The 24599-nt window shown below is 70.0% G+C and carries 28 protein-coding genes; 11 read left to right on the top strand and 17 right to left on the bottom strand.

Going from position 1 to position 24599, the window contains the following annotated elements; genetic code table 11:
* Window positions 1–49: 49 nt before the first annotated feature.
* The 6 genes from ACFWMR_RS10040 to clpS form a co-directional block, all read right to left on the bottom strand.
* Window positions 50–1000, bottom strand: a complete 951-nt coding sequence (locus ACFWMR_RS10040; protein ID WP_093937628.1) for a PLP-dependent cysteine synthase family protein — start codon at window positions 998–1000, stop codon at window positions 50–52.
* A gap of 3 nt (window positions 1001–1003) precedes the next feature.
* A complete protein-coding gene (locus tag ACFWMR_RS10035; protein WP_005165659.1) occupies window positions 1004–1276 on the bottom strand; it encodes a MoaD/ThiS family protein in 273 nt (90 codons plus the stop codon).
* 70 nt (window positions 1277–1346) lie between these two features.
* Window positions 1347–1754, bottom strand: a complete 408-nt coding sequence (locus tag ACFWMR_RS10030; protein WP_007028263.1) for a Mov34/MPN/PAD-1 family protein — start codon at window positions 1752–1754, stop codon at window positions 1347–1349.
* 136 nt (window positions 1755–1890) lie between these two features.
* Complete coding sequence (locus tag ACFWMR_RS10025) at window positions 1891–2883, bottom strand: P1 family peptidase (protein ID WP_093937627.1); 993 nt, start codon at window positions 2881–2883, stop codon at window positions 1891–1893.
* On the bottom strand, window positions 2880–3437 hold the full coding sequence (locus tag ACFWMR_RS10020; RefSeq protein ID WP_037320714.1) for a DUF2017 domain-containing protein: 558 nt from the start codon (window positions 3435–3437) through the stop codon (window positions 2880–2882). Before ACFWMR_RS10020 ends, ACFWMR_RS10025 begins: the two co-directional genes overlap by 4 nt.
* A complete protein-coding gene (clpS, locus tag ACFWMR_RS10015) occupies window positions 3434–3733 on the bottom strand; it encodes an ATP-dependent Clp protease adapter ClpS (protein WP_005165655.1) in 300 nt (99 codons plus the stop codon). The genes ACFWMR_RS10020 and clpS overlap by 4 nt, the downstream gene beginning before the upstream one ends.
* A gap of 74 nt (window positions 3734–3807) precedes the next feature.
* On the opposite strand from clpS, the gene ACFWMR_RS10010 reads away from it, so the two are divergent.
* The 3 genes from ACFWMR_RS10010 to ACFWMR_RS10000 are packed head-to-tail and all read left to right on the top strand — an operon-like array spanning window position 3808 to window position 6358.
* Complete coding sequence (locus tag ACFWMR_RS10010) at window positions 3808–5112, top strand: nicotinate phosphoribosyltransferase (RefSeq protein WP_378277607.1); 1305 nt, start codon at window positions 3808–3810, stop codon at window positions 5110–5112.
* A gap of 20 nt (window positions 5113–5132) precedes the next feature.
* Window positions 5133–5708 (top strand): isochorismatase family protein, encoded by a 576-nt coding sequence (locus ACFWMR_RS10005; RefSeq protein WP_378277608.1) that lies wholly within the window; start codon window positions 5133–5135, stop codon window positions 5706–5708.
* Window positions 5705–6358, top strand: coding sequence for a bifunctional 4-hydroxy-2-oxoglutarate aldolase/2-dehydro-3-deoxy-phosphogluconate aldolase (locus ACFWMR_RS10000; protein WP_378378121.1), 654 nt, complete (start codon window positions 5705–5707; stop codon window positions 6356–6358). The genes ACFWMR_RS10005 and ACFWMR_RS10000 overlap by 4 nt, the downstream gene beginning before the upstream one ends.
* A 101-nt stretch (window positions 6359–6459) precedes the next feature.
* Here ACFWMR_RS10000 and ACFWMR_RS09995 read toward each other — a convergent pair whose 3' ends face one another.
* Window positions 6460–7125: a choice-of-anchor P family protein gene (locus ACFWMR_RS09995; RefSeq protein WP_093937623.1), complete on the bottom strand. Its 666-nt coding sequence runs from the start codon at window positions 7123–7125 to the stop codon at window positions 6460–6462.
* Between the two features lie 153 nt (window positions 7126–7278).
* On the opposite strand from ACFWMR_RS09995, the gene ACFWMR_RS09990 reads away from it, so the two are divergent.
* The 3 genes from ACFWMR_RS09990 (at window position 7279) to ACFWMR_RS09980 (ending at window position 10463) form a co-directional block, all read left to right on the top strand.
* Window positions 7279–7869, top strand: coding sequence for a biotin transporter BioY (locus ACFWMR_RS09990; protein ID WP_093937622.1), 591 nt, complete (start codon window positions 7279–7281; stop codon window positions 7867–7869).
* A 125-nt stretch (window positions 7870–7994) separates the two neighbouring features.
* Window positions 7995–10052, top strand: coding sequence for an ATP-dependent DNA helicase (locus ACFWMR_RS09985; RefSeq protein ID WP_093937621.1), 2058 nt, complete (start codon window positions 7995–7997; stop codon window positions 10050–10052).
* A gap of 57 nt (window positions 10053–10109) precedes the next feature.
* On the top strand, window positions 10110–10463 hold the full coding sequence (locus ACFWMR_RS09980; RefSeq protein WP_026466908.1) for a hypothetical protein: 354 nt from the start codon (window positions 10110–10112) through the stop codon (window positions 10461–10463).
* Between the two features lie 72 nt (window positions 10464–10535).
* Here ACFWMR_RS09980 and ACFWMR_RS09975 read toward each other — a convergent pair whose 3' ends face one another.
* The 5 genes from ACFWMR_RS09975 to ctaD form a co-directional block, all read right to left on the bottom strand.
* On the bottom strand, window positions 10536–10940 hold the full coding sequence (locus ACFWMR_RS09975) for an OsmC family protein (protein WP_093937620.1): 405 nt from the start codon (window positions 10938–10940) through the stop codon (window positions 10536–10538).
* Window positions 10941–10950: 10 nt separating this feature from the next.
* A complete protein-coding gene (locus ACFWMR_RS09970; protein ID WP_378378120.1) occupies window positions 10951–12702 on the bottom strand; it encodes a serine/threonine-protein kinase in 1752 nt (583 codons plus the stop codon).
* A gap of 17 nt (window positions 12703–12719) precedes the next feature.
* Window positions 12720–13478 carry a peptidyl-tRNA hydrolase gene (locus tag ACFWMR_RS09965; RefSeq protein WP_378274589.1) on the bottom strand — a complete coding sequence of 253 codons (759 nt, stop codon included), beginning with the start codon at window positions 13476–13478 and terminating at the stop codon, window positions 12720–12722.
* Window positions 13475–14704, bottom strand: coding sequence for a phosphoserine phosphatase SerB (serB, locus tag ACFWMR_RS09960; RefSeq protein WP_378378119.1), 1230 nt, complete (start codon window positions 14702–14704; stop codon window positions 13475–13477). The genes ACFWMR_RS09965 and serB overlap by 4 nt, the downstream gene beginning before the upstream one ends.
* A gap of 87 nt (window positions 14705–14791) precedes the next feature.
* The gene (gene ctaD / locus ACFWMR_RS09955) at window positions 14792–16570 is read right to left on the bottom strand and encodes an aa3-type cytochrome oxidase subunit I (RefSeq protein ID WP_093937616.1); all 1779 of its coding nucleotides are present in this window, start codon (window positions 16568–16570) and stop codon (window positions 14792–14794) included.
* A 136-nt stretch (window positions 16571–16706) separates the two neighbouring features.
* On the opposite strand from ctaD, the gene ACFWMR_RS09950 reads away from it, so the two are divergent.
* The gene (locus ACFWMR_RS09950; protein ID WP_378378118.1) at window positions 16707–17540 is read left to right on the top strand and encodes a phosphotransferase; all 834 of its coding nucleotides are present in this window, start codon (window positions 16707–16709) and stop codon (window positions 17538–17540) included.
* A gap of 175 nt (window positions 17541–17715) precedes the next feature.
* Here ACFWMR_RS09950 and ACFWMR_RS09945 read toward each other — a convergent pair whose 3' ends face one another.
* Both ACFWMR_RS09945 and ACFWMR_RS09940 read right to left on the bottom strand, forming a co-directional pair.
* Window positions 17716–18924 (bottom strand): glycosyltransferase, encoded by a 1209-nt coding sequence (locus ACFWMR_RS09945; protein WP_378378117.1) that lies wholly within the window; start codon window positions 18922–18924, stop codon window positions 17716–17718.
* Between the two features lie 112 nt (window positions 18925–19036).
* Window positions 19037–19774 carry an alpha/beta fold hydrolase gene (locus ACFWMR_RS09940; RefSeq protein WP_093937613.1) on the bottom strand — a complete coding sequence of 246 codons (738 nt, stop codon included), beginning with the start codon at window positions 19772–19774 and terminating at the stop codon, window positions 19037–19039.
* Between the two features lie 40 nt (window positions 19775–19814).
* Between ACFWMR_RS09940 and ACFWMR_RS09935 the strand changes: the two genes are divergently transcribed.
* Window positions 19815–20315 (top strand): GNAT family N-acetyltransferase, encoded by a 501-nt coding sequence (locus tag ACFWMR_RS09935; RefSeq protein ID WP_378378116.1) that lies wholly within the window; start codon window positions 19815–19817, stop codon window positions 20313–20315.
* Window position 20316: 1 nt separating this feature from the next.
* Here the strand turns inward: ACFWMR_RS09935 and ACFWMR_RS09930 are convergent, their stop codons facing one another.
* Window positions 20317–20604, bottom strand: coding sequence for a hypothetical protein (locus ACFWMR_RS09930; protein WP_378274593.1), 288 nt, complete (start codon window positions 20602–20604; stop codon window positions 20317–20319).
* Window positions 20605–20755: 151 nt separating this feature from the next.
* Window positions 20756–21508, bottom strand: a complete 753-nt coding sequence (locus ACFWMR_RS09925; RefSeq protein WP_378378115.1) for an AraC family transcriptional regulator — start codon at window positions 21506–21508, stop codon at window positions 20756–20758.
* 51 nt (window positions 21509–21559) lie between these two features.
* Here ACFWMR_RS09925 and ACFWMR_RS09920 point away from each other — a divergent pair, with 51 nt between their 5' ends.
* Window positions 21560–22123 carry a class I SAM-dependent methyltransferase gene (locus tag ACFWMR_RS09920; RefSeq protein WP_378378145.1) on the top strand — a complete coding sequence of 188 codons (564 nt, stop codon included), beginning with the start codon at window positions 21560–21562 and terminating at the stop codon, window positions 22121–22123.
* Between the two features lie 68 nt (window positions 22124–22191).
* On the opposite strand, the gene ACFWMR_RS09915 is transcribed toward ACFWMR_RS09920, so the two are convergent.
* Entirely contained in the window at window positions 22192–23316 is a 1125-nt protein-coding gene (locus ACFWMR_RS09915) for an alkaline phosphatase family protein (protein WP_093937610.1), read from the bottom strand.
* Between the two features lie 51 nt (window positions 23317–23367).
* Here ACFWMR_RS09915 and ACFWMR_RS09910 point away from each other — a divergent pair, with 51 nt between their 5' ends.
* Entirely contained in the window at window positions 23368–23583 is a 216-nt protein-coding gene (locus ACFWMR_RS09910; protein WP_191255089.1) for an FmdB family zinc ribbon protein, read from the top strand.
* Window positions 23584–23680: 97 nt separating this feature from the next.
* Window positions 23681–24598 carry a mechanosensitive ion channel family protein gene (locus ACFWMR_RS09905; RefSeq protein ID WP_378378114.1) on the top strand — a complete coding sequence of 306 codons (918 nt, stop codon included), beginning with the start codon at window positions 23681–23683 and terminating at the stop codon, window positions 24596–24598.
* Window position 24599 lies beyond the last annotated feature (1 nt).

The raw sequence follows: 24599 nt of genomic DNA, 5'->3' as shown, positions 1-24599 counted from the left end.
AGGACGAAATCTGTCCCATGGGGACCCCTCATGACATCCGGAAGCCAGGTCAGGCCCAGAGCTGCCCGTCGAGCCGCTCGGCCGCTTCGTCGAGCGAGCCGGAGTACGCGCCCGTGGAGAGGTACTTCCACCCGGCGTCCGCGACCACGAAGGCCACGTCGGCGGGCTTACCCGCGGCGGCGGCCTTCTCGGCGACCGCCAGCGCGGCGTGCAGCACGGCACCGGTCGAGATACCCGCGAAGATGCCTTCGTGCTCCAGCAGCTCGCGAGTCCGGCGAAGCGCGTCGTACGCGCCGACGGAGAACCGGCCGTTGAGCACGCTGGCGTCGTAGAGCTCCGGGACGAAGCCTTCGTCGAGGTTCCGCAGGCCGTAGACCAGCTCGCCGTAGCGCGGTTCGGCCGCGATGATCTGCACGTCCGGCTTCGCCTCGTGCAGGTACCGCCCGACGCCGACCAGGGTGCCGGTGGTGCCGAGGCCGCCGACGAAATGCGTCAGCGTCGGCAGGTCCTTGAGCAGTTCGGGTCCGGTGCCGCGGTAGTGCGCGTCGGCGTTGGCCGGGTTGCCGTACTGGTAGAGCATGACCCAGTCCGGGTTGGCCTCGGCCAGTTCCTTCGCCCGGCGCACGGCCTCGTTGGACCCGCCCGCGGCCGGGGAGAAGACGATCCGCGCGCCGTACGCCTGCAACAGCTGCTTGCGTTCGGTGGAGGTGTTCTCCGGCATGACGCACACCAGGCCGTAGCCCTTGAGCTTCGCGGCCATGGCGAGCGCGATCCCGGTGTTCCCCGACGTCGGCTCCAGGATGGTGGAGCCGCGCCGGAGGGTGCCTTCACGCTCGGCGGCCTCGATCATCGCCAGTGCGGGGCGATCCTTGATCGAACCGGTCGGGTTGCGGTCCTCCAGCTTCGCCCACAACCGCACGTCGTGGGTGGGCGAAAGCCGGGGAAGGCCGACCAGCGGGGTGCCGCCGAGCGCGTCGAGCAGCGACTCGAAGCGAGCCATCGATCAGCCACCGGCCACGGCGGGCAGGATGGTCAGGGTGTCGCCGTCCTTGACCTCGGCCTCGAGGCCACCGGAGAAACGGACGTCCTCGTCGTTGACGTAGACGTTGACGAAGCGGTGCAGCTTCTCTTCCTTGACCAGGCGGGCCTTGAGGCCGCCGTGGCGGGACTCGATGTCGTCGATCACCTCGAGCACGGTCTTGCCGGTCGCCTCGACGGACTTCTCGCCGCCGGTGTGCGTACGCAGGATGGTCGGGATGGACACGGTCACGGCCATGGTTTTCTACCTCCGGTGGTTTCTCTACTACGCAGACGTTCGGGCCGGTCCGGGTTATTCCGGACGGGGTTCAGCCGATGATCTCGACGGGCTCCTCGGTGATCTCCCCGTCCACGATCCTGTACGACCGGAACTGATGCGAATCGGGGTCCTTGGTGGAGACGAGCACGTAGTGCGCGTCTGGTTCCGAGGCGTACGAGACGTCGGTGCGGGACGGGTAGGCGTCGGTCGCGGTGTGCGAGTGGTAGATGACCACCGGGACCTCGTCGTTGGCGTCCATCTCGCGGTAGAGCTTGAGCAGGTCGCCCGAATCGAATTCGTAGAACGTGGGCGAGCGCGCCGCGTTCAGCATCGGGATGTATCGCTCGGGGCTGTCCGAGCCCTCGGGACCGGCGATCACCCCGCACGCCTCATCGGGATGGTCACGACGGGCATGGGCGACGATCTCGTCGACTAGTTCACGGCGGATCCGGAGCACACCGCACATCTTAGGTGCTGGACGCGGTCGGTCCACACTCTGAGATTGCCGCCACTCGATCCCGCGTTTCGTCCTCTGGATGCGGTCCTTGCGCGTGCAACTACCGCATCCAGAGGACGAAATGCGAAGTCAGTGGTCAGGAGAGGGCTTCGGGCCAGACGTCGCGGTACGCGCGCATGTCACCGGCCGAAGTGGCCGAAAGCACGCCGTGCACCATCGCCCGCCCGAACACCCGCGCGGCCGCCGAGCACAGCGTGTCCAGAACCATCGCGCGCCGCGCCGCCGCGACGGGACCCGCGCCGCCGGGCAGCTCGCGGTCGCCGGTCGCCAGCGCGAACACCGTGTCGCCGTCGAACATCGTGTGCGCCGGGCGGACCGCCCTGGCGAGACCGTCCTGCGCGGCCACCGCGAGCCGCCGTGCCTCCGCTTTGGACAGTGCCGCGTCGACAGCCACGACGCCGATGGTCGTGTTGAGCCCCGCCGCCTTCGTCTCGACGTCGCCGGGCCGGTCGGGCCAGCGGACACCGAACTCGCCGTCGACCTCGTGATCCGCCGCGAAGGCACGGCCGGTCGAGAGGTCGACGGCCTCGCCGGCGGCGTTCACGGCGGCGACGACGCCGACGGTGAACTCCCCGACCCGCTCCGAAGCGGTCCCGATCCCACCTTTGAGTGATCCTGCCTTCGCTCCGGCGCCCGCGCCGACGGTCCCCAGGGGCACAGGGCCCCCGGCGGCCGCTTCGCAAGCCGCGTAACCGAAGGAAGCGTCCGGACGGTTGCCCCAGTCACCGCGCGGCAGGTCGAACAGCACCGCCGCGGGCACGATCGGCACCACTTCGTGCGGCTGGGTCCCGACCGGGATCCCCAGGTTCCGCTCGGCGAGCCAGCGCATGACGCCGTCCGCCGCGGCCAGGCCGTACGCGCTCCCGCCGGACAGGCAGATCGCGTTCACGTGCTGGACCAGGTTCTCCGGCTCCAGCAGATTGGTCTCCCGCGTACCCGGCGCGCCACCGCGCTGGTCGACCGCGCCGACGGCGCCATCGGGGACCAGCACGACCGTCGTCCCGGTCGCCCAGCCGTCGCCGACCCGCTCGTGGTGCCCGACCAGCACGCCGGGAACGTCGGTGATCACGAGGTCAGCGACTGGATGAGGGTCTCCTGCACCCACGTCAGCCAGTGGTAGACGCCGAGATGCGGCGCGCGGGGATCGTCTTCGGGCAGCTCGTCGGGCATGTCCTCGGTGACGTCGAGCGCGGTGCCCAGCGCGAGCCGGACGTCGTTGAGCGCGCCCAGCCACGCGTCGGCCTGCTCGAAGGTCAGCCGCACGTTCCCGCCGTCACGCGGCAGGGTGTCCAGCACGATCTTGGCGACGCCGACCTTCTTGTCCAGCAGATCGGGCTCGTGGATCGACCGCATCGCGGCGGCCGAGTCGATGTCCTCGCGGGTCGGGTTGTCCGGGTCCAGCTTGTGGAAGTCCGGCAGCAGCCGGGAGAGCACCGGATCGTCCGGCGACTCCGTCGGTCCCGTCCGGATCCCGGTCAGCTCCGCCAGCTCGTCCTGCGGCGCCTCCTCGGCGCGCGCAGTGAGCATGTCCTCCAGCTGGCTGACCAGACCGCGCAGCACCGCGGCCTCCTGCTGCTCGAAACCGGCGACGATGGTCTCGCCCTTGCGGCGCCATCCGTTCATGAGGGCTGCTCCATAGTGGCCCAGAGGCCGGCCGCGTGCAGTTTCGCGACGTCGGTCTCCACCTTCTCCTTGGAACCGGAGGACACGATCGCCTTGCCCTTCTGGTGCACGTCGAGCATCAGCTTCGTCGCGTGGTCCCGGCTGTAACCGAACAGCTTCTGGAACACGTACGTCACGTACGACATGAGGTTCACCGGATCGTTCCAGACGACCGTCCGCCAGGGCTTGTCCTCAGAGACGACTTCTACTCCCTGTGGATCAACCTGCGTCTGCTCGGATGCGACAGGCGTGGACATGCACTCCATGGTGTCACGGGCCCAACCCGGTACGGGTTGGCAGGTCCGGCCATGTGGGTGAATAGGCTGGCACCATGGGTTTCCCCGAGGCGGCCACTGGCGCCAGCACCGCGCTGCTCACCGACCACTACGAGCTGACCATGCTGGCCAGCGCGCTGTCCGACGGGACCGCGGACCGGCCGTGCGTCTTCGAGGTCTTCGCACGTCGGCTCCCCGACGGCCGCCGCTACGGCGTCGTCGCGGGCACCGGGCGGGTCCTCGACGCGATCGCGGACTTCCGGTTCACCGACGCCGAGCTGAGCCAGCTGGAAGCGACGGCCGTCGTCGACGACGCCACCCTTTCGTGGCTCGCGGACTACTCCTTCTCCGGGAACATCGACGGCTACGCCGAGGGCGAGCTGTACTTCCCCGGCTCCCCGATCCTGACCGTCACCGGAGGCTTCGGCGACGCCGTCGTGCTGGAGACGCTGATCCTCTCGATCCTCAACCACGACAGCGCGATCGCGTCCGCGGCGGCGCGGATGTCGGGCGCCGCGCACGGCAGGCCGATCATCGAGATGGGCGGGCGCCGCACGCACGAGTGGGCCGCCGTCGCCGCCGCGCGGGCCTCGTACCTCGCCGGTTTCGCGACGACCTCCAACCTCGAAGCGGGCCGCCGCTACGGCATCCCGACGCGGGGCACCGTCGCGCACGCGTTCATGTTGCTGCACGACAGCGAGGAAGAGGCGTTCCGCGCGCAGGTCGGCAAGATGGGCGCCGACACCACGCTCCTGGTGGACACCTACGACATCACCAAGGGCATCGAGACCGCCGTGCGGGTGGCCGGGACCGAGCTCGGCGCGATCCGCATCGACTCCGGCGACGTCGGCCCGCTGGCGCGCAAGGCCCGCGAGCAGCTGGACTCCCTGGGCGCCAAGGACACCCGCATCGTGGTGTCCGGCGACCTCGACGAACACGCCATCGCGGCGCTGCGGGCGGAACCGGTCGACGCGTACGGCGTCGGGACCTCGGTCGTCACCGGCTCCGGCGCGCCGACCGCCGGGATGGTCTACAAGCTCGTCGAGGTCGACGGCAAGCCGGTCGCCAAGCGCAGCGCGCACAAGGAATCCCGCGGCGGGCGGAAATCCGCGATCCGGCGGCACCGCGAGACCGGCACCGCCGTCGAAGAGGTGATCTGGACCGCCGGCTCGGCGGTACCGGAACGGGGACCGAACGACCACGAATTGCAGATTCCGCTGGTCCGGGACGGCCGGACGGTGGATGATTTGCCCACGCTGGACGACGCGCGCCAGCGGCTCCGGCGGGCGCTGGTGAGCCTGCCGTGGGAAGGGCTCAAGCTCTCGCACGGGGAGCCCGCCATCCCGACCGTATTCGTCTGAAAAGAACTCAGGAGAAACACATGGGGACCGCCCTGATCGTGGTCGATGTGCAGAACGACTTCTGCGAAGGCGGGTCGCTCGGCCTGCCCGGTGGCGCCGCCGCCGCCGAAGCGATCTCCAAGCAGGCCGCCGAAGGTGGCTACGCGCACGTCGTCGCCACCCGCGACTACCACATCGACCCGGGCGACCACTTCAGCGAGACGCCGGACTTCAAGGACAGCTGGCCGCGGCACTGCGTCGCCGGCACCTCCGGCGCGTCGTTCCACCCCGCGCTCGACGTGGTCCCGATCAGCGAGGTCTTCTCCAAGGGCGAGTACTCCGCCGCGTACTCCGGCTTCGAAGGCAACGCGCGTGACGGCAAGACACTCGACACCTGGCTGAAGGAGCGGGACGTCACCGAGGTCGACGTCGTCGGCATCGCGGCCGACTTCTGCGTCCGCGCGACGGCGCTCGACGCGGCGAAGGCCGGCTTCAAGGTGCGGGTGCTGCTGGATCTCACCGTCGGCGGTTCGCAGCCGACGGTCGACGCCGCGCTCAAGGACTTCGACGAGGCGGGCGTCACCTACACCGGAAAGGCGCCGGTCCCGGCCGCATGATCCAGCACGACCTCCAGGACACCCTGATCGAGAACCGGCTTGTCGCGATCCTGCGGGCCGCCGACGCGAGCCGGTTCGCCGACGCCGCGACGGTGCTGCACGCGGCCGGGGTGCGGGTGCTCGAAACGGCGTTGACGACGCCGGGCGCCCCGGACGCCATCACGACCATCCGCAAGAAGCTCGGCGACGACGCGCACGTCGGCGCCGGGAGCGTCCGCGAGGTGTCCGATGTGGACCTCTCGGCGGACGCGGGCGCGACGTTCCTGGTCACGCCCACGGTGAACCCGCTGGTGCTGGAACGCGCGCACGAACGCGGGCTGCCGGTGATCTGCGGCGCGCTCACGCCCACCGAGATCGACCAGGCCTGGCGGCTCGGCGCGGCGGCGGTGAAGGTGTTCCCGATCGCCGCCGTCGGCGGGATCGCCTACCTGCGGGCGATCCGGGCGCCGATGCCGGACATCCCGCTCGTGCCGACCGGTGGCGTGCACCTGGCCGACGTCGGGAAGTACCTCGAAGCGGGTTCGATCGCCGTCACGGCCGCCACGCCGCTGCTCGGTGACGCGCTCACCTCCGGCGGGTCGCTGACGGACCTCGCGACCCGGGCGGGCGAGTTCGTCGCCGCGGCCGCGAAGTACGTCTCGCGCACCTGAGCCCCTTCCACGTTTCGGCTCGCGAAGTGTCATGAAGGGTCCCCATGGGACGAAACTTGTCCTAAGGGGACCCTTCATGACACTCGGGCGAGCGAAGGGGGTCAGGGCTTCTTCTTGCCGTAGGGGTCGCAGCGCGCGGTGCCGAGGTAGATGTCGCCCTTCGCCGGTCCGCCGCCCTGCGGGAACAACTTGATGTGCAGCATGTGCGTCACGAGGCTCCCGTCGGGCGGTGTCGGCGTGACGGTCTCGTTGACCGTGAGCGACGCCAGCGCCGTCCCGCCCTTGCCGCCCGCGATGGTCAGCCGGTAGTTCTGCGGGATGTTCTCCGGCAGGGTGAACCCGGTGACGTCGCCGAACTCGATGTAGCCGAGGCTGCCGTCCTTGGTGGTGCTGCACTTCGCCATGAACGTGCGAACCTTGATCACCGGGCCGCCGAAACGCTTGAGCAGCGTGGTCTCGAAGCGCCGCCCGGCCGCCTCGCCGACGGCCGCCGCGCCGTTGCGGCCGCAGCGCGACTCACCTCCGCCGAACCGGGCGAAGTCGCCGGTGGACCCGCCCCGGGTCGTCGCGGTCAGGGGACCGTCGACGTCACAGGGCGCGAGCTCGCCGGTGACCACGTGCTCGTCGCCGATCTCCACGTCGAGCGAACCCACCGACGCGGACGCCGTCGCGGGCGCCGGATCGGCCGACGCGATCGCCGGGCCTCCCGTCACCAGCGCCCCGGTCAGCATCGTCACCGACAACAGCCTCGAAACGGGTTTCCTCATGTCCGGCAGCCTCCACCAAGAGCCTGACCCGCGCAGGCCCACGCCACCCGGACGAGTGGACGGGCCATGACCGTGAGGTGGCCGACATTCGGTCCAAGGCCCGCCTTCTGCCGTTAACCTCGGTTCACATTCGTGTACTCATAGGAGGTCTGAGTGTCTTCGCTGTCTGTGGCCGGCACCCGTCCGGTTCTCGCCGACCTCGTTCCCGGCGCGCTGGTCCGTGACGCCGTCCTGGTCGCCGGTGGCGCCGCCCTGACCGGCGCGGCCGCCCAGATCCTGATCCCGGTGCCCGGCTCACCGGTGCCGATGACCGGCCAGACGTTCGCCGCCCTGTTCGTCGGCGCGGCGCTGGGCTGGAAGCGCGGCGCGCTGTCGATGGCGCTGTACCTCGCCGTCGGCGCGGCCGGCTTCGGCTGGTTCCAGAACGGTTCGTCGGGCCTGTTCGGCGCCAGCGCGGGCTACATCGTCGGCTTCGTCTTCGCCGGCGCGCTGGTGGGCGCGCTCGCCGGTCGCGGCGGGGACCGCACGCCGCTGCGCACCGCGGGGACGATGGTGCTGGGCAACCTCGTCATCTACTCGGTCGGGGTGCCGTGGCTGATGGCGTCGACCGGCTTCGGCCTGTCGACCGCGCTCGAAAAGGGTGTCGTGCCGTTCCTGATCGGGGACGCGCTGAAGATCGCCGTCGCGGCCGCGCTGCTTCCGGCCACCTGGGCGCTGGTTTCCCGCTTCCGCAAGGAGTCGTGACCGGCCCTTTCACCGCCCCACGCGCTGCAATGAAGGGGCCTTTCATAGCAAATTTTGCTATGAAAGGCCCCTTCATTGCACGGGGCGGACGATCTTGACGGTGCCCCCGGCTATCGTCTTGTCCCGTGCCCTCCCGTGCTGATTTCCCCGGTGTCCTCGAACTCCTGACCCACGCGGTCGAGTCCGTGGGCGGTGCCGAGCGCGAGGGCCAGGTCCAGATGGCGGACGCGGTCGGCCGCGCCATCCGCACCGGCGAGCATCTGGCCGTCCAAGCGGGCACCGGCACCGGGAAGTCGTTGGCCTACCTCGTTCCCGCGATCCGGCACGCGGTCGAGAAGGAAGCCACGGTCGTGGTCTCCACGGCTACCATCGCGTTGCAGCGCCAGCTGGTCGACAGGGACCTCCCCCGGCTGGCGAAGGCGCTCAAGAAGCCCCTGGGCCGTGAACCCACCTTCGCGATCCTCAAGGGGCGCCGTAACTACCTTTGCCTCCACCGGCTCGATTCCGGCGCCCCGGACGAGCCGGAGGATCAGCAGCTGTTCGACCCGTTCGCCGTCTCCCGGCTGGGCAAGGAGGTCACCCGGCTGCGGGAATGGTCGTCCGACACCGAGACCGGAGACCGTGACGAGCTGGTCCCCGGCGTCTCGGACCAGGCGTGGCGTCAGGTGTCCGTGACGGCCAAGGAATGCCTGGGCGCCTCACGCTGCCCCATCGGCACGGACTGCTTCGCCGAACGGTCCCGCGCCGAGGCGGGCAAGGCCGACGTCGTGATCACCAACCACGCGCTGCTGGCGATCGACGCGTTGCAGGGCTACCAGGTACTCCCGGACCACGACCTGGTGATCATCGACGAGGCGCACGACCTCGTCGATCGCGTGACCTCCGTGGCGACCGGCGAGCTGACCAGCGGCATGGTCTCCGCCGCCGCCCGGCGCTGCGGAAAACTGGTCGACGACGAGGTGGCGGACCAGCTGCTCGAGGCGGGCGACGGGCTGGCCCTGATCCTCGACGACATGCCGTCGGGCCGGATGGACTCGCTGCCGCAGGCCCTCAACGGCGCGATCCCAGCGGTCCGCGACGCCGCGCACCGCTGCCTCACCTCGCTCGGCAAGGACCGGAAGGAGGACGTTGACGAGGCCACCGCCCGCAAACTGGCGCGGTCGCTGCTCGAAGAGGTCCACGACACCGCGGTCCGGCTGCTCGAAGCCTTCGACGACGACAAGGCGCACCAGCGCGACGTCGTCTGGCTGACCGGGGACCGCTTCTCCACGAACCCGCGGCCGCCCGCGCTGAAGGTCGCTCCGCTGGGTGTCGCGGGTCTGCTGCGGGAGCGGGTCTTCAACCAGCACACGACCGTCCTCACGTCGGCGACGCTGACCCTGGGCGGCACGTTCGACACCATGGCCCGGCAGTGGGGTCTCCCGCCCGGCGGGGCCAGGGTCGAGAAGGCGCCGGGCGCGGCGACCGACAAGGCCGCCCCGGCCGACACCGACGACGCCGACGGCCCGAAGTGGACCGGTCTCGACGTCGGCTCCCCCTTCGACCACAAGCGCAACGGCATCCTCTACCTGGCCAAGCATCTGCCGCCGCCGGGCCGGGACGGGTTGCAGCCCTCGACGATGGACGAGCTGGCCGAGCTGATCGAGGCCGCCGGCGGGCGCACACTCGGACTGTTCTCCTCGATGCGCGCGGCGAAGCAGGCCACCGAAGAGATGCGGGAGCGGCTCGACCTGCCGATCCTCTGCCAGGGCGACGACGCCACCGGCCTCCTGGTGCAGAAGTTCTCCGAGGACGCGCGCACCTGCCTGTTCGGCACGCTGTCGCTGTGGCAGGGCGTCGACGTACCCGGTCCGTCGCTCCAGCTCGTGGTGGTCGACAGGATCCCGTTCCCGCGTCCGGACGACCCGGTCTCGTCGGCCCGGCAGCGAGCCGTGGAGGCCAGGGGCGGCAACGGTTTCCTCACCGTCGCGGCCACGCACGCCGCCCTGCTGCTCGCCCAGGGCACCGGACGGCTGCACCGCTCGGTCACCGACCGCGGCGTCGTGGCGATCCTGGACTCGCGGCTGGCCACCGCCCGCTACGGCGGGTTCCTGCGCGCGTCGCTGCCGCCGTTCTGGCCGACCATGGACCCGAAGGTCGCCCGCGACGCGCTGCGCCGCCTCGACGCCGCCGCCCCGGCCTGAGTGGCCTGGAACACGGCCGAGTACCGTTAACGGAACGCCGAAGACAGGGAGAACCGGTTGTCCCACGAGTCGCCCAACGCACAATCCCGGACGGTCAGCGTCGATGACACCGGAGTGCGGCGCCAGCTCGCGGACGGAAGCGAGGAAGCCGTCACGTGGTCCGAGCTGTCCGCGGTGGTGGTCAGAGTGATCCCTGAAGGCCCGTGGAAAGAAGACGTCTTCTTCATGCTCGCCGGCGCCGACGGGAAGGGCACCGCGATCCCCAGCGGCGACCCGGCCGCCGACGCGCTGATCGAGCGGCTGCAAACGCTGCCGGGCTTCGACAACGAGAAGTTCATCGAGGCCATGACCACCGATGCCGACGAGGCGTACGTGGTCTGGAGCTCCGAAGGCCACGCCGCGAAGCACTAGGACCCAGTGTCATGAAAGGGTCGTTCAGGACGAAAAACGTCTTGAACGACCCTTTCATGACATCCGGGAGACTTACGCGGTGGGGAAGCTTTCCGTGACCGGGATGCCCTTCTTGAGCGTCCGGCTCACCGTGCACAGCCGCTCGATGGCGCGGTCCACCGCCGTCGCGAGCGCCTCCCGGTCCTCGGCCGAGAGCGAGGACACGTCGACGTCGAAGGCGACGTGGACGGCGTCAAGCTCCGAAGCGCCTTCGCGCCTGTCCGCGGTCACGCCGACCCGGAACTTCGAGTCCTCCCCGATCCGGCGCGTGATGAGGTTCTCGGCGGTGACGGCCGAGCAGCCCGCGGCCGCGATCTGAAGCAGTTCGGCGGGTGAGAAGGCGCCCTCGGCGCCCTTGCGCCCGATCGCGACCTCGGCACCACGTTCGTTGCGGCCGATGAAGCGGTGCTCACCGTCGCGCTGGACTTCCAAAGACACGGCTTTCCTTTCAAAGGGGCGGCAGCCTGGGGGCGATCTCGCCGGCGAGCCGTTCCGCGGCGGGGCACATCTCCTGCGGCTGTTTGGCCTTGTCCGAAACGTAGATCTCCACCGTCTCGATCATGGCACGACCGTCGCCGGTGAACCTCCGGTGCGGGATCTCCGCCTGGCAAGCCTTCCACTCCGACGAGACTTCGACGAAGGCCTCCCGCGATCCGAGAGCGACGCGCCTGCCGTCGTCTTCGAACGGCGCCCACTCCCGTTCGAACCGGATCGTCACCTCCATGTCGCGATGGTTCCAGTAGCACTCCCAGTTGCCGAAGACCGGATCCGGCGTGACCGGTCCGCCGACGATCGCCTGCGCCGGACGCCCGCCCAGCTCGCAAGCGTCGAGACTCCCGAGCGTCCCGGCGGGGAAGGGCGTGGGACGTCGCTTGATCGGCTCCCGGTTCAGCACGGCCGCCGCGTGCGCGGCGACCGGATCGACGAAGTCGCACAGGTGCGCGTGCCAGTTCTGGATGTGCCGGGCGTGCACCCACAGCTGGTTGCCGTCCGGCAGCGGAATGGCCCGCTGGCACTTCTCTTCGGTGTCGCTCGGCAACTCGCGCACGCTCAGGTGCCCGGGCGCGGGCTTCTCCAGCATCGGCGATCCCGGAATCGTCAGTTCGAGCCGGACGTCGACGATGTCCCCGTCGTCGGGGCTCATCCGCAGCAGGACACCGCAGGAGTTGAAGGTGCCGTCGGCGGTGTCCAGGCTGGGAGTCCCGAACTGCTTCAGCACGGACGGGTCCACCAGCGAGCACGGGTCGGCCGTTCGCGGATCGCCGACCGAGTCCATCGGGGTCGTGGCGGCCGCCACCGACGCCGGTTCCCTCGTGACGTAGACCAGGCCGCCCGCCAGCACCAGCGCGGCCGCGACGGCTCCGATCACGACGGCCCGCCTGGTCACCCGGAACCGCCGCGACCGCGGGGGAGCGGCGACGTCCGCGACTTCGGACAGGAGTTCGGCGGCGCGGACGGCGTCCGGCCGCCCGGCGGGTTTGCGCCGCAGCAACTCGGTCAGCACCGACGCCAGCGGTCCCGCCCGGCGGATCGGCTCCAGCGTGTACGAGGTCGCGCGGCGAAGCTGGACGAACGGCCCCACGCTCGCGTCTCCCCACACCGAGGTGCCTTCGACGGCGGTGAACAGCGTCGCGCCGAGCGAGAACACGTCCGCGGCTGCCCCCGCCTGCTGCCCTTCGGCCATCTCGGGTGCGACGTAGCCAGGAGTCCCGACGTCGAGGCCGCCACCGGTCCGGGTGACCTCGGCCCACTGCGCGATGCCGAGGTCGGTGAGTTTGGCGGTGCCGTCCTCGGCCACCAGGACGTTGCCCGGTTTGAGGTCGCGGTGGACCATGCCCTTCTCGTGCATGGCCGCGAGCGCCGAGGCGAGCTGGACGCCGATCTTCGCCACCTTGCCGGGTGAGAGCGGCCCTTCGGCGTCGATGATGTCGGCGAGGCTGCGCGACGGCAGGTACTCCATGACGAGCCAGCGGTCGTCACCGTCGATCACGGCGTCGAACACGGTGACCACGTTCGGATGATGCAGACCCGCGCCGATCCGTGCCTCACGCCGGATCTGGCCGCTGTCCCCGGCCTGCGACCGTTTGAGGGCGACGACCCGCCCGAGGTCCTGGTCGGTGGCACGCCAGACCACGCCCATGCCCCCGGCGCCGATCCGCTCCTCCAAGCGATAGCGCCCGGCTATCAGCCGGTCACCCATGCGGGGAGTATAAAAGGTTAAGCCCTTTGGGCTAGGACCGTGACTGTTCCGGGATCGACTTCGGTGAAACCGGCGTCCCGGACCGCGACGACGCCGTCACGGCGCCACGAGCCCTCGGGATCCTCGATCGGGCACAACGCCTTCCAGGTCGCGACAGGAGGGGTCCGCACCGAGCAGCGGAACCCGGTCCCGGCCCAGGCGGCCAGTTCGGCCTCGTCCAGCAGCGAAGCCAGGATCATCGTCGCGTGCCCGACCTGGGCGGCCCCCTTGCCGACGGTCATCGTGACCTCGGGGTTCAGCAGCAGCCGGGGAAGCCCGTCCGGCGCCGATCCCGGCTCGTCGGCCGGGAGCTCGCTCCCGGAGATCTGGAGCCGCGAGACCTCTTTCGGCGTATCGACGACGCGGCCGGGGAGCAACGCCCGCGCCTCGGCGCCGTCCACCTCGATCGTGATACCCGGCAGCTCCTGGACCGCCTGCCAGTGCGCGCCACGCGCCCGCCGGGCGACCTTGCGGATCCGGCCGTCGACCCACGCCTTGAGCGGTTCGTGCCATTCGCCCTCGGGCGCGGCGCGTTCGTCGAGACAGACCGCGACCGCGGCCGCCGCGGCGGCCTCCAGCAACGCTGTCCTGGCGGGCGGTTCGGCACGTTCCATCCGCAGGATCACCGGCATGGCGCGGACCTCGGCGGGATCCTCGTCGGAGGTGTCCACCGTGTCTTCGGCGGGCAGACCCAGCCAGTACGCGTAGCGCGCGGCCAGCGGCTCCAGAACGCTCATGGGCGGGAAAGCTCGAGACCGTCGGCCGCGTCGGCCGCCTCGATCTCGGCCCTGGTGACCCCGAGCAGGAACAGCACGGCGTCGAGGTACGGGTGCGAAAGCGCGGTGTCGGCGACCTCGCGCAGCGCGGGCTTCGCGTTGAAGGCGACACCCATCCCGGCGACCGACAGCATGTCGATGTCGTTCGCCCCGTCACCGACCGCGACGCACTGCTGGAGCGAGATCTCGTACTCCTCGGCGAAGCGGCGCAGCGCGGTCGCCTTGCCCGCGCGGTCGACGATCTCCCCGACGACGCGGCCGGTGAGCTTGCCGTCGACCACTTCGAGCTCGTTCGCGGCGGCGAAGTCGAGGCCGAGGTCGTCCACGAGCGACTTGATGATCTTGGTGAAGCCGCCCGAAACGACCCCGCAGCGGAAGCCCATCCGCTTCAGCGTGCGGATCGTCGTGCGCGCGCCCGGGGTGAGCTCGATCGACGCGGCGACCTCGTCGAGCACCGTTTCCGGGAGCCCTTCGAGCAGCGCGACGCGGCGCTCCAGCGACTCGCCGAAGTTCAGCTCGCCGCGCATCGCGGCCTCGGTGATCTCGCGGACCTGCGGTTCGACGCCGGCGTGCGCGCCGAGCATCTCGATGACCTCGCCCTGGATGAGCGTGGAGTCGACGTCGAAGACGACCAGGCGCTTGGCGCGGCGGGCGAGCCCCGCCCGCTCGACCGAGATGTCGATCCCGGCCTCGACGGCGGCGTCCGCCAGCGCGGTGCGCAGCGCGGCGTCGGCCTCCGGGGTGTCCTGGGCGAGCGAGGCGTACAGCTCCAGCCCGGTCACCGGGTAGTCGGCGACGCTGCGGATCGAGTCGATGTTGACGTCCAGCGCGGCGAGGCGGCGCGCGACGTCGGAGAACGCCCGCGCGGTCACCGGGCGGCCGAGCATCAGCAGGACATGCGTCGAGTCCTTCTGGCCGATGGCGAACGGGTCCGCGCCGATGGCCGAACCGATCTTCACCTCGACGTCCATGCCGACCGACGCCATCGCCTGCTCGACGTACTCCTGCAGGCCCTCGGGGTCGCGGTACACGCCGGCCAGGACGCCGAGCACCAGCTGGCCGCGGATGACCACCTGCTCGACGTCGAGGACGTCGACGTCATGGCGCGACAGCACGGCGAACAGCACCGAGGACACACCAGGCTTGTCGGGACCGGTCGTGGTGATGAGAACTGGTGTCTGCGTCACCGGGTCAGTCTCCCTCAGGCAGGCATGAAAAAGGCGCGTGCCTCGCCTCGGTGTGAGGCAGGGCACGCGCCATTTCCGCTTATCGGGTCACTGCTCGCTGGCGTTGTCCTTGGAGTGATCACCCGGCATGGCCGCGTCGGTGAGCACCTGGGACGGCGCGCGGTGGGTGTTGACCTTCTGCTTCCCGAAGAAGCCGATCTCACCCTCCTTGTGGATGCGCTCGACCATATGCGGGTAGTGCAGTTCGAACGCCGGACGCTCGGACCGGATCCGCGGCAGCTCGGTGAAGTTGTGCCGCGGCGGCGGGCAGGAAGTCGCCCATTCGAGCGAGTTGCCGTAGCCCCACGGGTCGTCCACCGTGACGATCTCGCCGTACCGGTAGCTCTTGAAGACGTTCCAGATGAACGGCAGCGTCGAGGCGCCGAGGATGTACGCGCCGATCGTGGAGATCGTGTTCAGCGTGGTGAACCCGTCGGACTGGAGGTAGTCCGCGTACCGGCGCGGCATGCCTTCGGCACCCAGCCAGTGCTGCACGAGGAACGTCGCGTGGAAGCCGATGAACGTGGTCCAGAAGTGCCACTTGCCGAGCTTCTCGTCCATCATGCGGCCGGTGATCTTCGGGAACCAGAAGTAGATCCCGGCGAACGTGGCGAACACGATCGTGCCGTAGAGCACGTAGTGGAAGTGCGCGACGACGAAGTAGCTGTCCGACACGTGGAAGTCGATCGCCGGCGCGGCCAGCATGATGCCGGTCAGACCGCCGAAGAGGAACGTGACGATGAAGCCCATCGAGAAGATCATCGGCGTCTCGAAGGACAGCTGGCCCTTCCACATCGTGCCGATCCAGTTGAAGAACTTCACGCCGGTCGGGACCGCGATCAGGAACGTCATGAAGGAGAAGAACGGCAGCAGCACGGCGCCGGTCGCGTACATGTGGTGCGCCCACACGGCCACCGACAGCGCGGCGATCGCCAGCGTCGCCCAGACCAGGCCCTTGTATCCGAAGATCGGTTTGCGGCTGAAGACCGGGAAGATCTCCGACACGATCCCGAAGAACGGTAGGGCCACGATATAGACCTCTGGATGGCCGAAGAACCAGAAGAGGTGTTGCCAGAGGATCACGCCGCCGTTCGCGGGGTCGAACACATGCGCCCCGAGATGCCGGTCCGCCAGCAGGCCCATCAGCGCCGCGGTCAGGATCGGGAACGCCAGCAGGATCAGGATGCTGGTGACCAGGATGTTCCAGGTGAAGATCGGCATCCGGTACATCGTCATACCCGGGGCGCGCAGGCAGACCACCGTGGTGATCATGTTGACGCCACCGAGGATGGTGCCGAGACCGGACACGACCAGACCGGAGATCCACAGGTCGGCGCCGACGCCGGGCGAGTGGATGGCGTCCGACAGCGGGGTGTAGGCGAACCAGCCGAAGTCGGCGGCGCCACCCGGGGTCAGGAAGCCGGACATCACGATCAGGCCGCCGAAGAGGTACAGCCAGTACGAGAACGCGTTCAGCCGCGGGAAGGCCACGTCGGGCGAACCGATCTGCAGCGGCAGCACGAAGTTCGCGAATCCGAAGAGGATCGGCGTCGCGTACAGCAGCAGCATGATCGTGCCGTGCATCGTGAACAGCTGGTTGTACTGCTCCTGCGAAAGGAACTGCTGCCCGGGACGCGCCAGCTCGGAGCGGATCAGCATCGCCATCGCGCCGCCCACCATGAAGAAGGCGAACGACGTGACCAGGTACATGATGCCGATTTGCTTGTGGTCCGTCGTGCGGAACAACCGCAGCAGGTACGAACCCTTAACCGACTCGCGCGCGGGATACGGGCGCGTGGCGATCGGCTTGGGGGCTACGGCCGTCACTCCTGCCTCCAACACTCAAACCTTGTGGTGGTCAATGTTCTGCCGTCGGGCCGGGTCGGGGACCCATTTCGGCGGCTAGTGGGGATCGTAGCCCTCACTACCGACAGTCGCGCGCACCGGCTGGCAAGATCGGGCCGTGACCGACGAACACACCCGTGCGGGAGTGGCCGCGGCGATCGCTGTCGGTGACCGGTTCGGGCTTCCGACAGGGACTCCCGAGGTACTGCATTTCAAGTCGAACGTGCTGGTGAGACTGGGTCCGGTGGTGGCGCGGGTGCCGGGCACGACGCGCTTCGCCCGTCCGTCCCCGGAGGACTGGCTCGCGCGCGACGTCGAGCTGTCGAGGCACCTCACGGAACGTGATGTGCTCGTCGTCTCACCCACCACGGATCCCCCGGCCGGACCGCATTTCGCCGACGGCCTGCCGGTCACTCTCTGGCATTACACGCCGCATGAGCCGGGCCACACGCTGTCGCCGCGCGAGGTCGCGGTTTCGCTCGCCCGGGTGCACGACGCGCTCGCGGACTACCCCGGCGAGCTGCCCGGACTCGGGCCGGTCCGTGAACTCCGGACCTTGCTCGACCGGCACGGGCACACGATGGCCGGAGCCGCGCCCCGGCTGTACGAAGAACTCGAACGGGTCACCGCGGCCCTGCCGTCGGCCGGGGCCCGGCCGCTGCACGGTGACGCCCATCGGGGGAACGTCGTCGCGACGGCGGCCGGGCCCTGCTGGCTCGACTTCGAGGACACCTGGCGCGGGCCGCTCGGCTGGGACCTCGGTGTCCTCTACGCGGAGGCCGGGCCGGCGGCTCTGGAGGCGTACCCGGCGGAGGTCTCCCCCGAGTCGCTGGAGCCGTTCATCGCGCTGCGACGGTTGTTCGAGATCCCCTGGCGGTTCGTGATCGCGCGGCGGTTCCCGGAGCGACTCGGAGAGGCCGAAGCCGCCCTCGCGCGCTACCGGTGGTCGTGACTCGCGTGCTTGAAGACGTGACTCGCGTGCTTGAAGACGTGACTCGCGTGATCAGACGCGGAACACCCGAGTGCGGTGTCCAGTCACGCGAGTTCCGGGTCCAAGCACGTGAGTCACGTCCCTGAGCACGCGAGTCACGGGTTCGCGCACGCGAGTTCCGGGTTCAGGGCGCGAGTCAGACGGCCGCCATCAGGAGCTTCGCCGCCACGTCGACGCCGTCCGTCCGCACCTCACCACCGACTCGAGCGGCGCGCGAAGCGACGTCGGGCCGAAGCACCTCCTCCAAGGCGAGCGTCAGCGCATCGGCGGAAGGCTCCCCCGTGATCGAGGTCCCCACCCCGAGTTCACGGACACGCCGCGCGAAGTAGGGCTGGTCGAACATCTGCGGGACGAGCACCTGCGGCACCCCGGCCCGGGTCGCCGCCGTGGTCGTCCCGGCGCCGCCGTGGTGCACGACCGCCGCGACGCGCGGGAAGAGCGCCTGCTGGTTGACGTCCCCGATGGCGAGGCAGTCGGGTTCGTCGTCGATCAGCGCCAGTTCGGTCCAGCCGCGGAACACGATCGCCCGCCGTCCGTGCGCCCTCGCGGATTCGATCATCGCCTTCGCGATCTCCTCCGGCGCGCGGATGCTCCCGAATCCGAAGTAGACCGGCGGCTCCCCGTCGTCGAGGAACGCCTCCAGCTCCGGGGACAGCGGACTGTCGTCCGGCAGGATCCAGGCGCCTGTCTGGTGCACGTCCAGCGCCGACGGACCCCGCCACGGCGCCAGCACCGGATCGGCGGCCAGCCACGGCGCCTCGGTGAAGATGTGCCCGCGGACGTCGTCGACCGGCGGGAGGCCGAGCAGTTTCCGCCGCGCGCCGAGCACACCGCCCCATTGAGCGTTCCACCGTTCCGAGTCGTCGGCCCACAAGGCCGGGATGGCGGCGTCGGGATTCTCCGGCGCCCACCCCGGGAAAACGGGCGGACGATGGTGCAGGGAAGGCAGCGTTATCGGGCAGTAGGCGGTGAAGAAATAGGGAATCCCTTTTCGCTCGGCCACCGAATGGGCGGCGATGTTCAACGCCATTCCCGCGACGACGGCGTCGCAACCCTCGGCCGCCTCCGGCATCGTCTCGAACTGGTCGACGACCATGGCCTCGGCCATCTCGCGCCGCCCTTCGGGTGAAGCCATCGCCTTGGTCATCGCGGAATCCGGCTTCGCCGTCGACCGGAGTTCCGGCCCCAGCGGGGCGAAGGAGATCCCGAGACCTTCGGCCCAGTCACGGAAATCCGGCGGCGCGCAGAGCCGGACCTCCTGACCGAGTTCCCGCAATCGCACCGCCAATGCCACCAGCGGCTGCACTTCACCCCTCGTCCCGATCGTGGACAGGAGTACACGCATGGGAATCCCCCTTCGGCAAATACGTGAAGGCACGAATTGTGGACCGGGAATGGGGGCTTGCCGCAAGCCCCGGGGTCCGCTATACCTTTGAAGGGGCGAGGGAAACCGTTTCTTACGCGGGGTACCAGCCCAAGATCGCTTCGACGACTCCGGCCGGATCCTCCAGCGGCGTCAGATGTCCCGCCTCCGGAAGCACGACCAGTGTCGCGTCCGGCAGCGTTTCCACCAGGGTGTTCGCCGCTTCCAGCGGGGTAAGGCCGTCCTCTTCGCCGACCACGACCAGCGCGGGAACGTCGGCCGAGCGCAGCGTTTCGAGCGAATCGGGCCGGGCCGCCATCGCGCGCGCAGCCCACGCGATCCCCGACGGCGGCTGCGTCGTGATCAGTTCGCGAAGCCGCTCCGCGACTTCAGGCGCGGCCTTCTCCGCGAGCAGCCCGGGCGTGACGGCTTCGGGCATCCATCCGGCGCCTTCCGCCTCGACACGGGCCGCGACGTCGTGCCGGGCCCGCACGGCCTCGGGAGTGTCGGCCGTCGCCTTCGTGTCGATGAACACGAGCCCGCCCACGCGTTCCGGCGCGAGACGCAGTACCGCCATCGTCAGGTAGCCGCCCATCGAACAGCCACCGAGGACGACCTTGTCCAGTCCGAGCCGGTCGAGCAGCGCCACCACGTCGCGGGCGGCGTCGTCCAGGTCCGGCTCACGGTCGGTTTCCGGCAACGGGCTGCGGCCGAGACCGCGCTGGTCGGGGGTGATCAGCCTCAGGCGTTCGGAAAGCGGCGCTCGCACCCCGTCCCACATGCGGGCGTCGACGGGAAAGGCGTGCAGCAGTACCAGCGGGAGTTCCTTCATGGCGATAATTCTGTCGCACCCCCGCGCTACCGTCGGATCCGTGCTGACAGAGATCAAGACGGAGAGGTTGCTGCTGCGGCGGCTGCGCGAGGAGGATCGCGAGAACATCGTCGCGCTCCAGGCCGATCCGGAGACGAACAAGTTCAACCCGGTGCCGCACACCGTCGAGGGTGCGAACGAGCTCTACGACGCCTGGCTGAAGCAATGGGCCGAGCACGGCTTCGGCTATCTCGTGGTGTCCGCTTTGGACGATCCCGAGGTGATCCTGGGTTTCGGCGGCGTGCGGTATCACGAATGGAACGGCGAGCGCGTGCTGAACCTCGCGTACCGTTTCTGGCCGTCCACCTGGGGAAAGGGCTACGCGACGGAGATGGCGGCGGCCGTCGTCGAATGGGCGGAGCGGGAGATCCCCGATGTCCCGGTGATCGCCAACATCATGGTGTCCAACCAACCGTCGGTCCGGGTCGCCGAGCGGCTCGGCTTCAAGATCCACACGGAGGAGGAGTACGAGGGAGAACCTTCACTGCACCTGCGGCGCTGACTCACCAGCGGCCGGGGCGGCGCCGGGACCGCGCGTCCCAGCACGGCTTGTGCCAATGGCGGCGGTCGGCGACACCGCCGGTGTCGTCGGCGGGCCAGACGACCAGATGCGGGGTTCCCGGCCGGATCTCGTGGTCGCAGCCGGGACAGCGGTAGTCCTTGGTGGCCTGCGCGCCGGGCACCGTCCGGACCAGCCATTCCCCGTCGGTGGCCGATTCGGAGCGCGCCCAGCCGGTCGACGCGCCCAGGTCGGGGCGTCCACCGCGGTCGGGCCGATTACGTCGAGGCACGTCCGAAACGGTATCTGGCCCGTGCCGCACGTGTGCCGTCCGTCTGATCACACGTGCCGTCCGTCCAAGCACACGTGTCGTCCGTCTGATCACGCGCGCCGTCCCTCCAAACGCGCGCGCCGTCCGTCTGATCACACGCGATCACGTGCCGCTAACCGTCGAAGTAGGCGCCCGGCGTCACCCCGACGGCCCGGCGGAAGGCGACGACGAACGCGCTCGGCGAGGAGTAGCCGATCCGGCGGGAGACCGCGCTCAGCGGCATGCCCCCGGCCAGCAGCGGCAGCGACGCGCGCAACCGGGCCTGCACCCGCCACGCGCCGAACGTCGTCCGGCATTCGGCGAGGAACAGCCGCGCCAGCGTGCGTTCGCTCGCGCCCGCGTCGTGTGCGAAGTCCGCGAGCGACCGCCGGTCCGCCGGATCGGCGATCACCGCCCGCGCGACGGTCAGTGCGCGCTCGTCGGACGGCATCGGCACGTTGATCGGCACCACGTCGACCGGTTCGAGCAGGTCGAAGGCGACGGCTTCGGCCCGGCGGCGCGCGTCGTCGGTGAGGTCGGCCGCGCCGAGGTGCTCCAGTAGTTCCCGCAGCAGCGGCCGGACGGCGACGAGGGTCGGCGCGGGCCAGCGCACCGGGCACCGATCCCGCGCGGCGTAGATCCCCCGCAGCACGGTCTGCGCGGTGGCACCGGTCCGGTGGACGACCCCGGCCGGGATCCACAGCGCCCGCGTCGGCGGCAGCACCCAGTGCCGCTCGCCGACGTTCACGCTCAGGATCCCGCGTGCCGCCCAGGCGAGCTGGTGCCCGTCGTGCTCGTGCCACGGGAGCCAGCTGCCCGCGGGCAGGTCCATCTCGCCGAGCGTCATCGCCGTCGACATCGGCGGAAGGAGTCCGATATTCGACATCACTTGGCAGCCTATCGCCTGCCGGTCACCGTTAGCGTCGGATTCATGCCGATGAACCTGGTGCACCGCAAACTGTGCAGTTCCGCGCTGTGGGCGAAGGCCGTGGCCGCCGAGATGCCGGGCAACGTCGCGGGCTTCGACCTGGGCGAGTCCGTGCTGGAGATCGGGCCGGGCTTCGGCGCCACCACCCGGGCGCTCGTGGGGCTGGTCCCCGGGCTCACCGCCATCGAGATCGACGAGGCGTCGGCGGACCTGCTGAAGCAGGAGTTCGACGGCCGGGTACGGATCGTCCAGGGCGACGGCGCCGCGATGCCCTTCGAGGACGGCGAGTTCTCGGCGGTCGTCTGCTTCACGATGCTGCACCACGTGCCGACGACGGCGCTGCAGGACGCGATCTTCGCCGAGGCGTTCCGCGTGCTCCGTCCCGGCGGGATCCTGCGCGCGATGGACAGCCTGGAGAGCTTCCCGTTCCGGCTCCTCCACCTCGGCGACACGATGAACGCGCTCGACCCGGTTTCGGTCTGGCCCCGGCTCACCGGCGCCGGGTTCACCGACATCAAGGTCGGCCACGTTCCCAAGCGCAGCATCGAGTTCTCCGCCCGGAAGCCCGCCTGACGCATTTCGTCCTCTGAATGCGGTAGTTGCACGCGCAAGGACCGCATTCAGAGGACGAAGCGCGGGCGTCAGCCGCGCGCGAGGACCAACGGCACGAGTTGTTCGGCCGGGGTCAGCGAGCCGTGCTGACCGACGAGGGAGGACTCGACGGCCTCGGCCAGTTCCCGCACGAGCCCGAAGCGCCCCTTCGCCGCCACGACGACGTCGCCGATCCGCGGCCGGACCCGGTCGGCGACCGGTCCGAACCAGCCCGCGTCGACGGCCTCGTCGCGCGAGAGGATCCACGCCCGGTCGCCGATCACCTCGCGCCAGGCCGCCAGGACGTCGGCCTCCGCGCCCGGTTCGCTGTAGACGTGCCGGGCCCGGACCTCGCCCCCGATGGCCCGGACGCCGCCGAGCAGCGCGGGGGTCTCGTCGATGTCGAGCGCGCCTTCGACGGTCACCATGCCGTGGTCGGCGACGACCGCGAGGAGCGCGCCGGCGGGCAGGCCGTCCACGATGGACTCGACCAGCCTGTCGACGTGGCGCAACTGCATCCGCCACGGCGACGAACCCGGCCCGTAGATGTGCCCGAGCATGTCGAGTTCGCTGTGGTAGCCCCAGCAGAACGCCGGCCGCGCCGCGAGGCAGTGCAGGATGCAGGCGGCCAGGTCGCCCAGCGCGTGGACGCCCACATAGCGACCGCCGGACTGGGTCGCGCGGGTCAGCGCGGTGTCGGCGAACTTCGCCGAGGAGACCACGCTGGTCGTGATCCCCGCGGCCGCCGCGCGCTCGAACGTCGTCGGCAGCGGCTGCACCTCGCGTGGCGGAAGCGCGCCGCGGAGATCGCCGCCGTCAACGTGACTGCGCCAGCGCAACGCGTTCAGGACGCCGGCGCCCGGCACCTCGAAGCTGTAGCCGACCAGGCCGTGCTCCCCCGAGGCCAGCCCTGTGCCGATCGCACCGAGACCGGCGGCCGTCGTCGCCGGGAAACCGACCCGCAGCGGCGACTTCGCCAGTTGCGTGAGCACGGGCGCGTCGGCGGCGTGCTCGGCCAGCAGTTCCCAGCCGAGACCGTCGATGAGCAGGACACAGGCGCTGGACGCCTCGGACAGGCTCAGCGTGTTGGCGAACTCCGCGGCGCCGAGGGCGGAAAGCACGGACGGGACGACTTGGCCGAGGTGCGGCACATGCGCCGCGACAGGCAGTTCCACCCGGCCAGCTTGCCATCCCCCGGCGGATGAGGAGATGAAATAATGCCGGGCATGCCGACTTACGCCTACCGCTGCCGCGAATGCGCCGGAACCTTCGAACTGCTGCGGCCGATGAGCGAGTCCGGTGCGCCCGCGCCGTGCCCGGAGGGCCACCAGGACACCGTCAAGCTGCTGACGACCGTCGCGCTGACCGGGTCGGCGTCCGGCCCGGCCCCCGTCCCCGCGGGTGGCGGGGGCGGCTGCTGCGGCGGCGGCTGCTGCAGCTGATCACTCGACTGAGTGACCTAACGTGTGATAGCCCATTTGGCGGGTACCCCCTTCCCACCGGTCTGGAAGCTCCAGCGGTGGGAAGGGAGAACGTCCAGTGGCCACATCAGCACTGGCGGCCGTCGATTTCGGTCAAGGCGTGTCCAGCGCCTGGAGTTCGGTCGCCACCTTCGTCCCGAAACTGCTCGCGTTCCTGGTCATCCTGTTCATCGGCTGGCTGATCGCCAAGGCGATCTCCAAGGCCGTGAGCATGGTCCTCGAAAAGGTCGGATTCAACCGCCTCCTCGAACGCGGGGGCTTCAAGCAGATGCTCGCGCGGAGTCAGTTCGACGCGTCGAGCATCATCAGCAAGATCGTCTACTACGCGATCCTGCTGATCGCCTTGCAGTTCGCGTTCGGCGTGTTCGGCCCGAACCCGGTGAGCTCGCTGCTCAACGAGATCGTCGCCTGGCTGCCGCGCGCCATCGTCGCGATCGTCATCGTGGTGATCGCCGGCGCCGTCGCCAAGGCGGTCAAGGACCTGGTGGGCAACGCCCTCGGCGGCGTCTCCTACGGCAAGGTGCTCGCCACCATCGCCTCGGTGTTCATCTGGGGCCTCGGCGCGATCGCCGCGCTGAACCAGATCGGGGTGGCCACCGCGGTCACGCTGCCGGTGCTGATCACCGTGCTCGCCACGGTCGGCGGGATCGCCGTCGTCGGTGTCGGCGGCGGCCTGATCAAGCCGATGCAGCAGCGCTGGGAGACCTGGCTCGGCCGGGCCGAGGCGGAGATCCCCGCCGCGAAGGCGCAGGCCGAGGCCTATCAGCGCGGTCGCGAGGACGCGGGCCGCTCGGGTGACGTGCCGACCGAGCGGACGACCGCCCAGCCGGTTCCCGCCGGGCACCACGCGGCCGACCCGAACGCGATGACGCAGCACCAGCAGTTCCCGCCGAACCAGGGTCAGGTGCCGCAGCACCAGGATCCCGGCCAGCGGCCCCCCGGTGGGTCAATGCCCCCTCCGCCGGAGTACCGCTGAC

Origin of the sequence: Amycolatopsis thailandensis (assembly GCF_042723255.1) — a bacterium.
Taxonomy (GTDB): domain Bacteria; phylum Actinomycetota; class Actinomycetes; order Mycobacteriales; family Pseudonocardiaceae; genus Amycolatopsis; species Amycolatopsis thailandensis.
The sequence above is the reverse complement of the archived record's forward strand: the minus strand, read 5'-3'. Positions and strand labels throughout refer to the sequence as shown.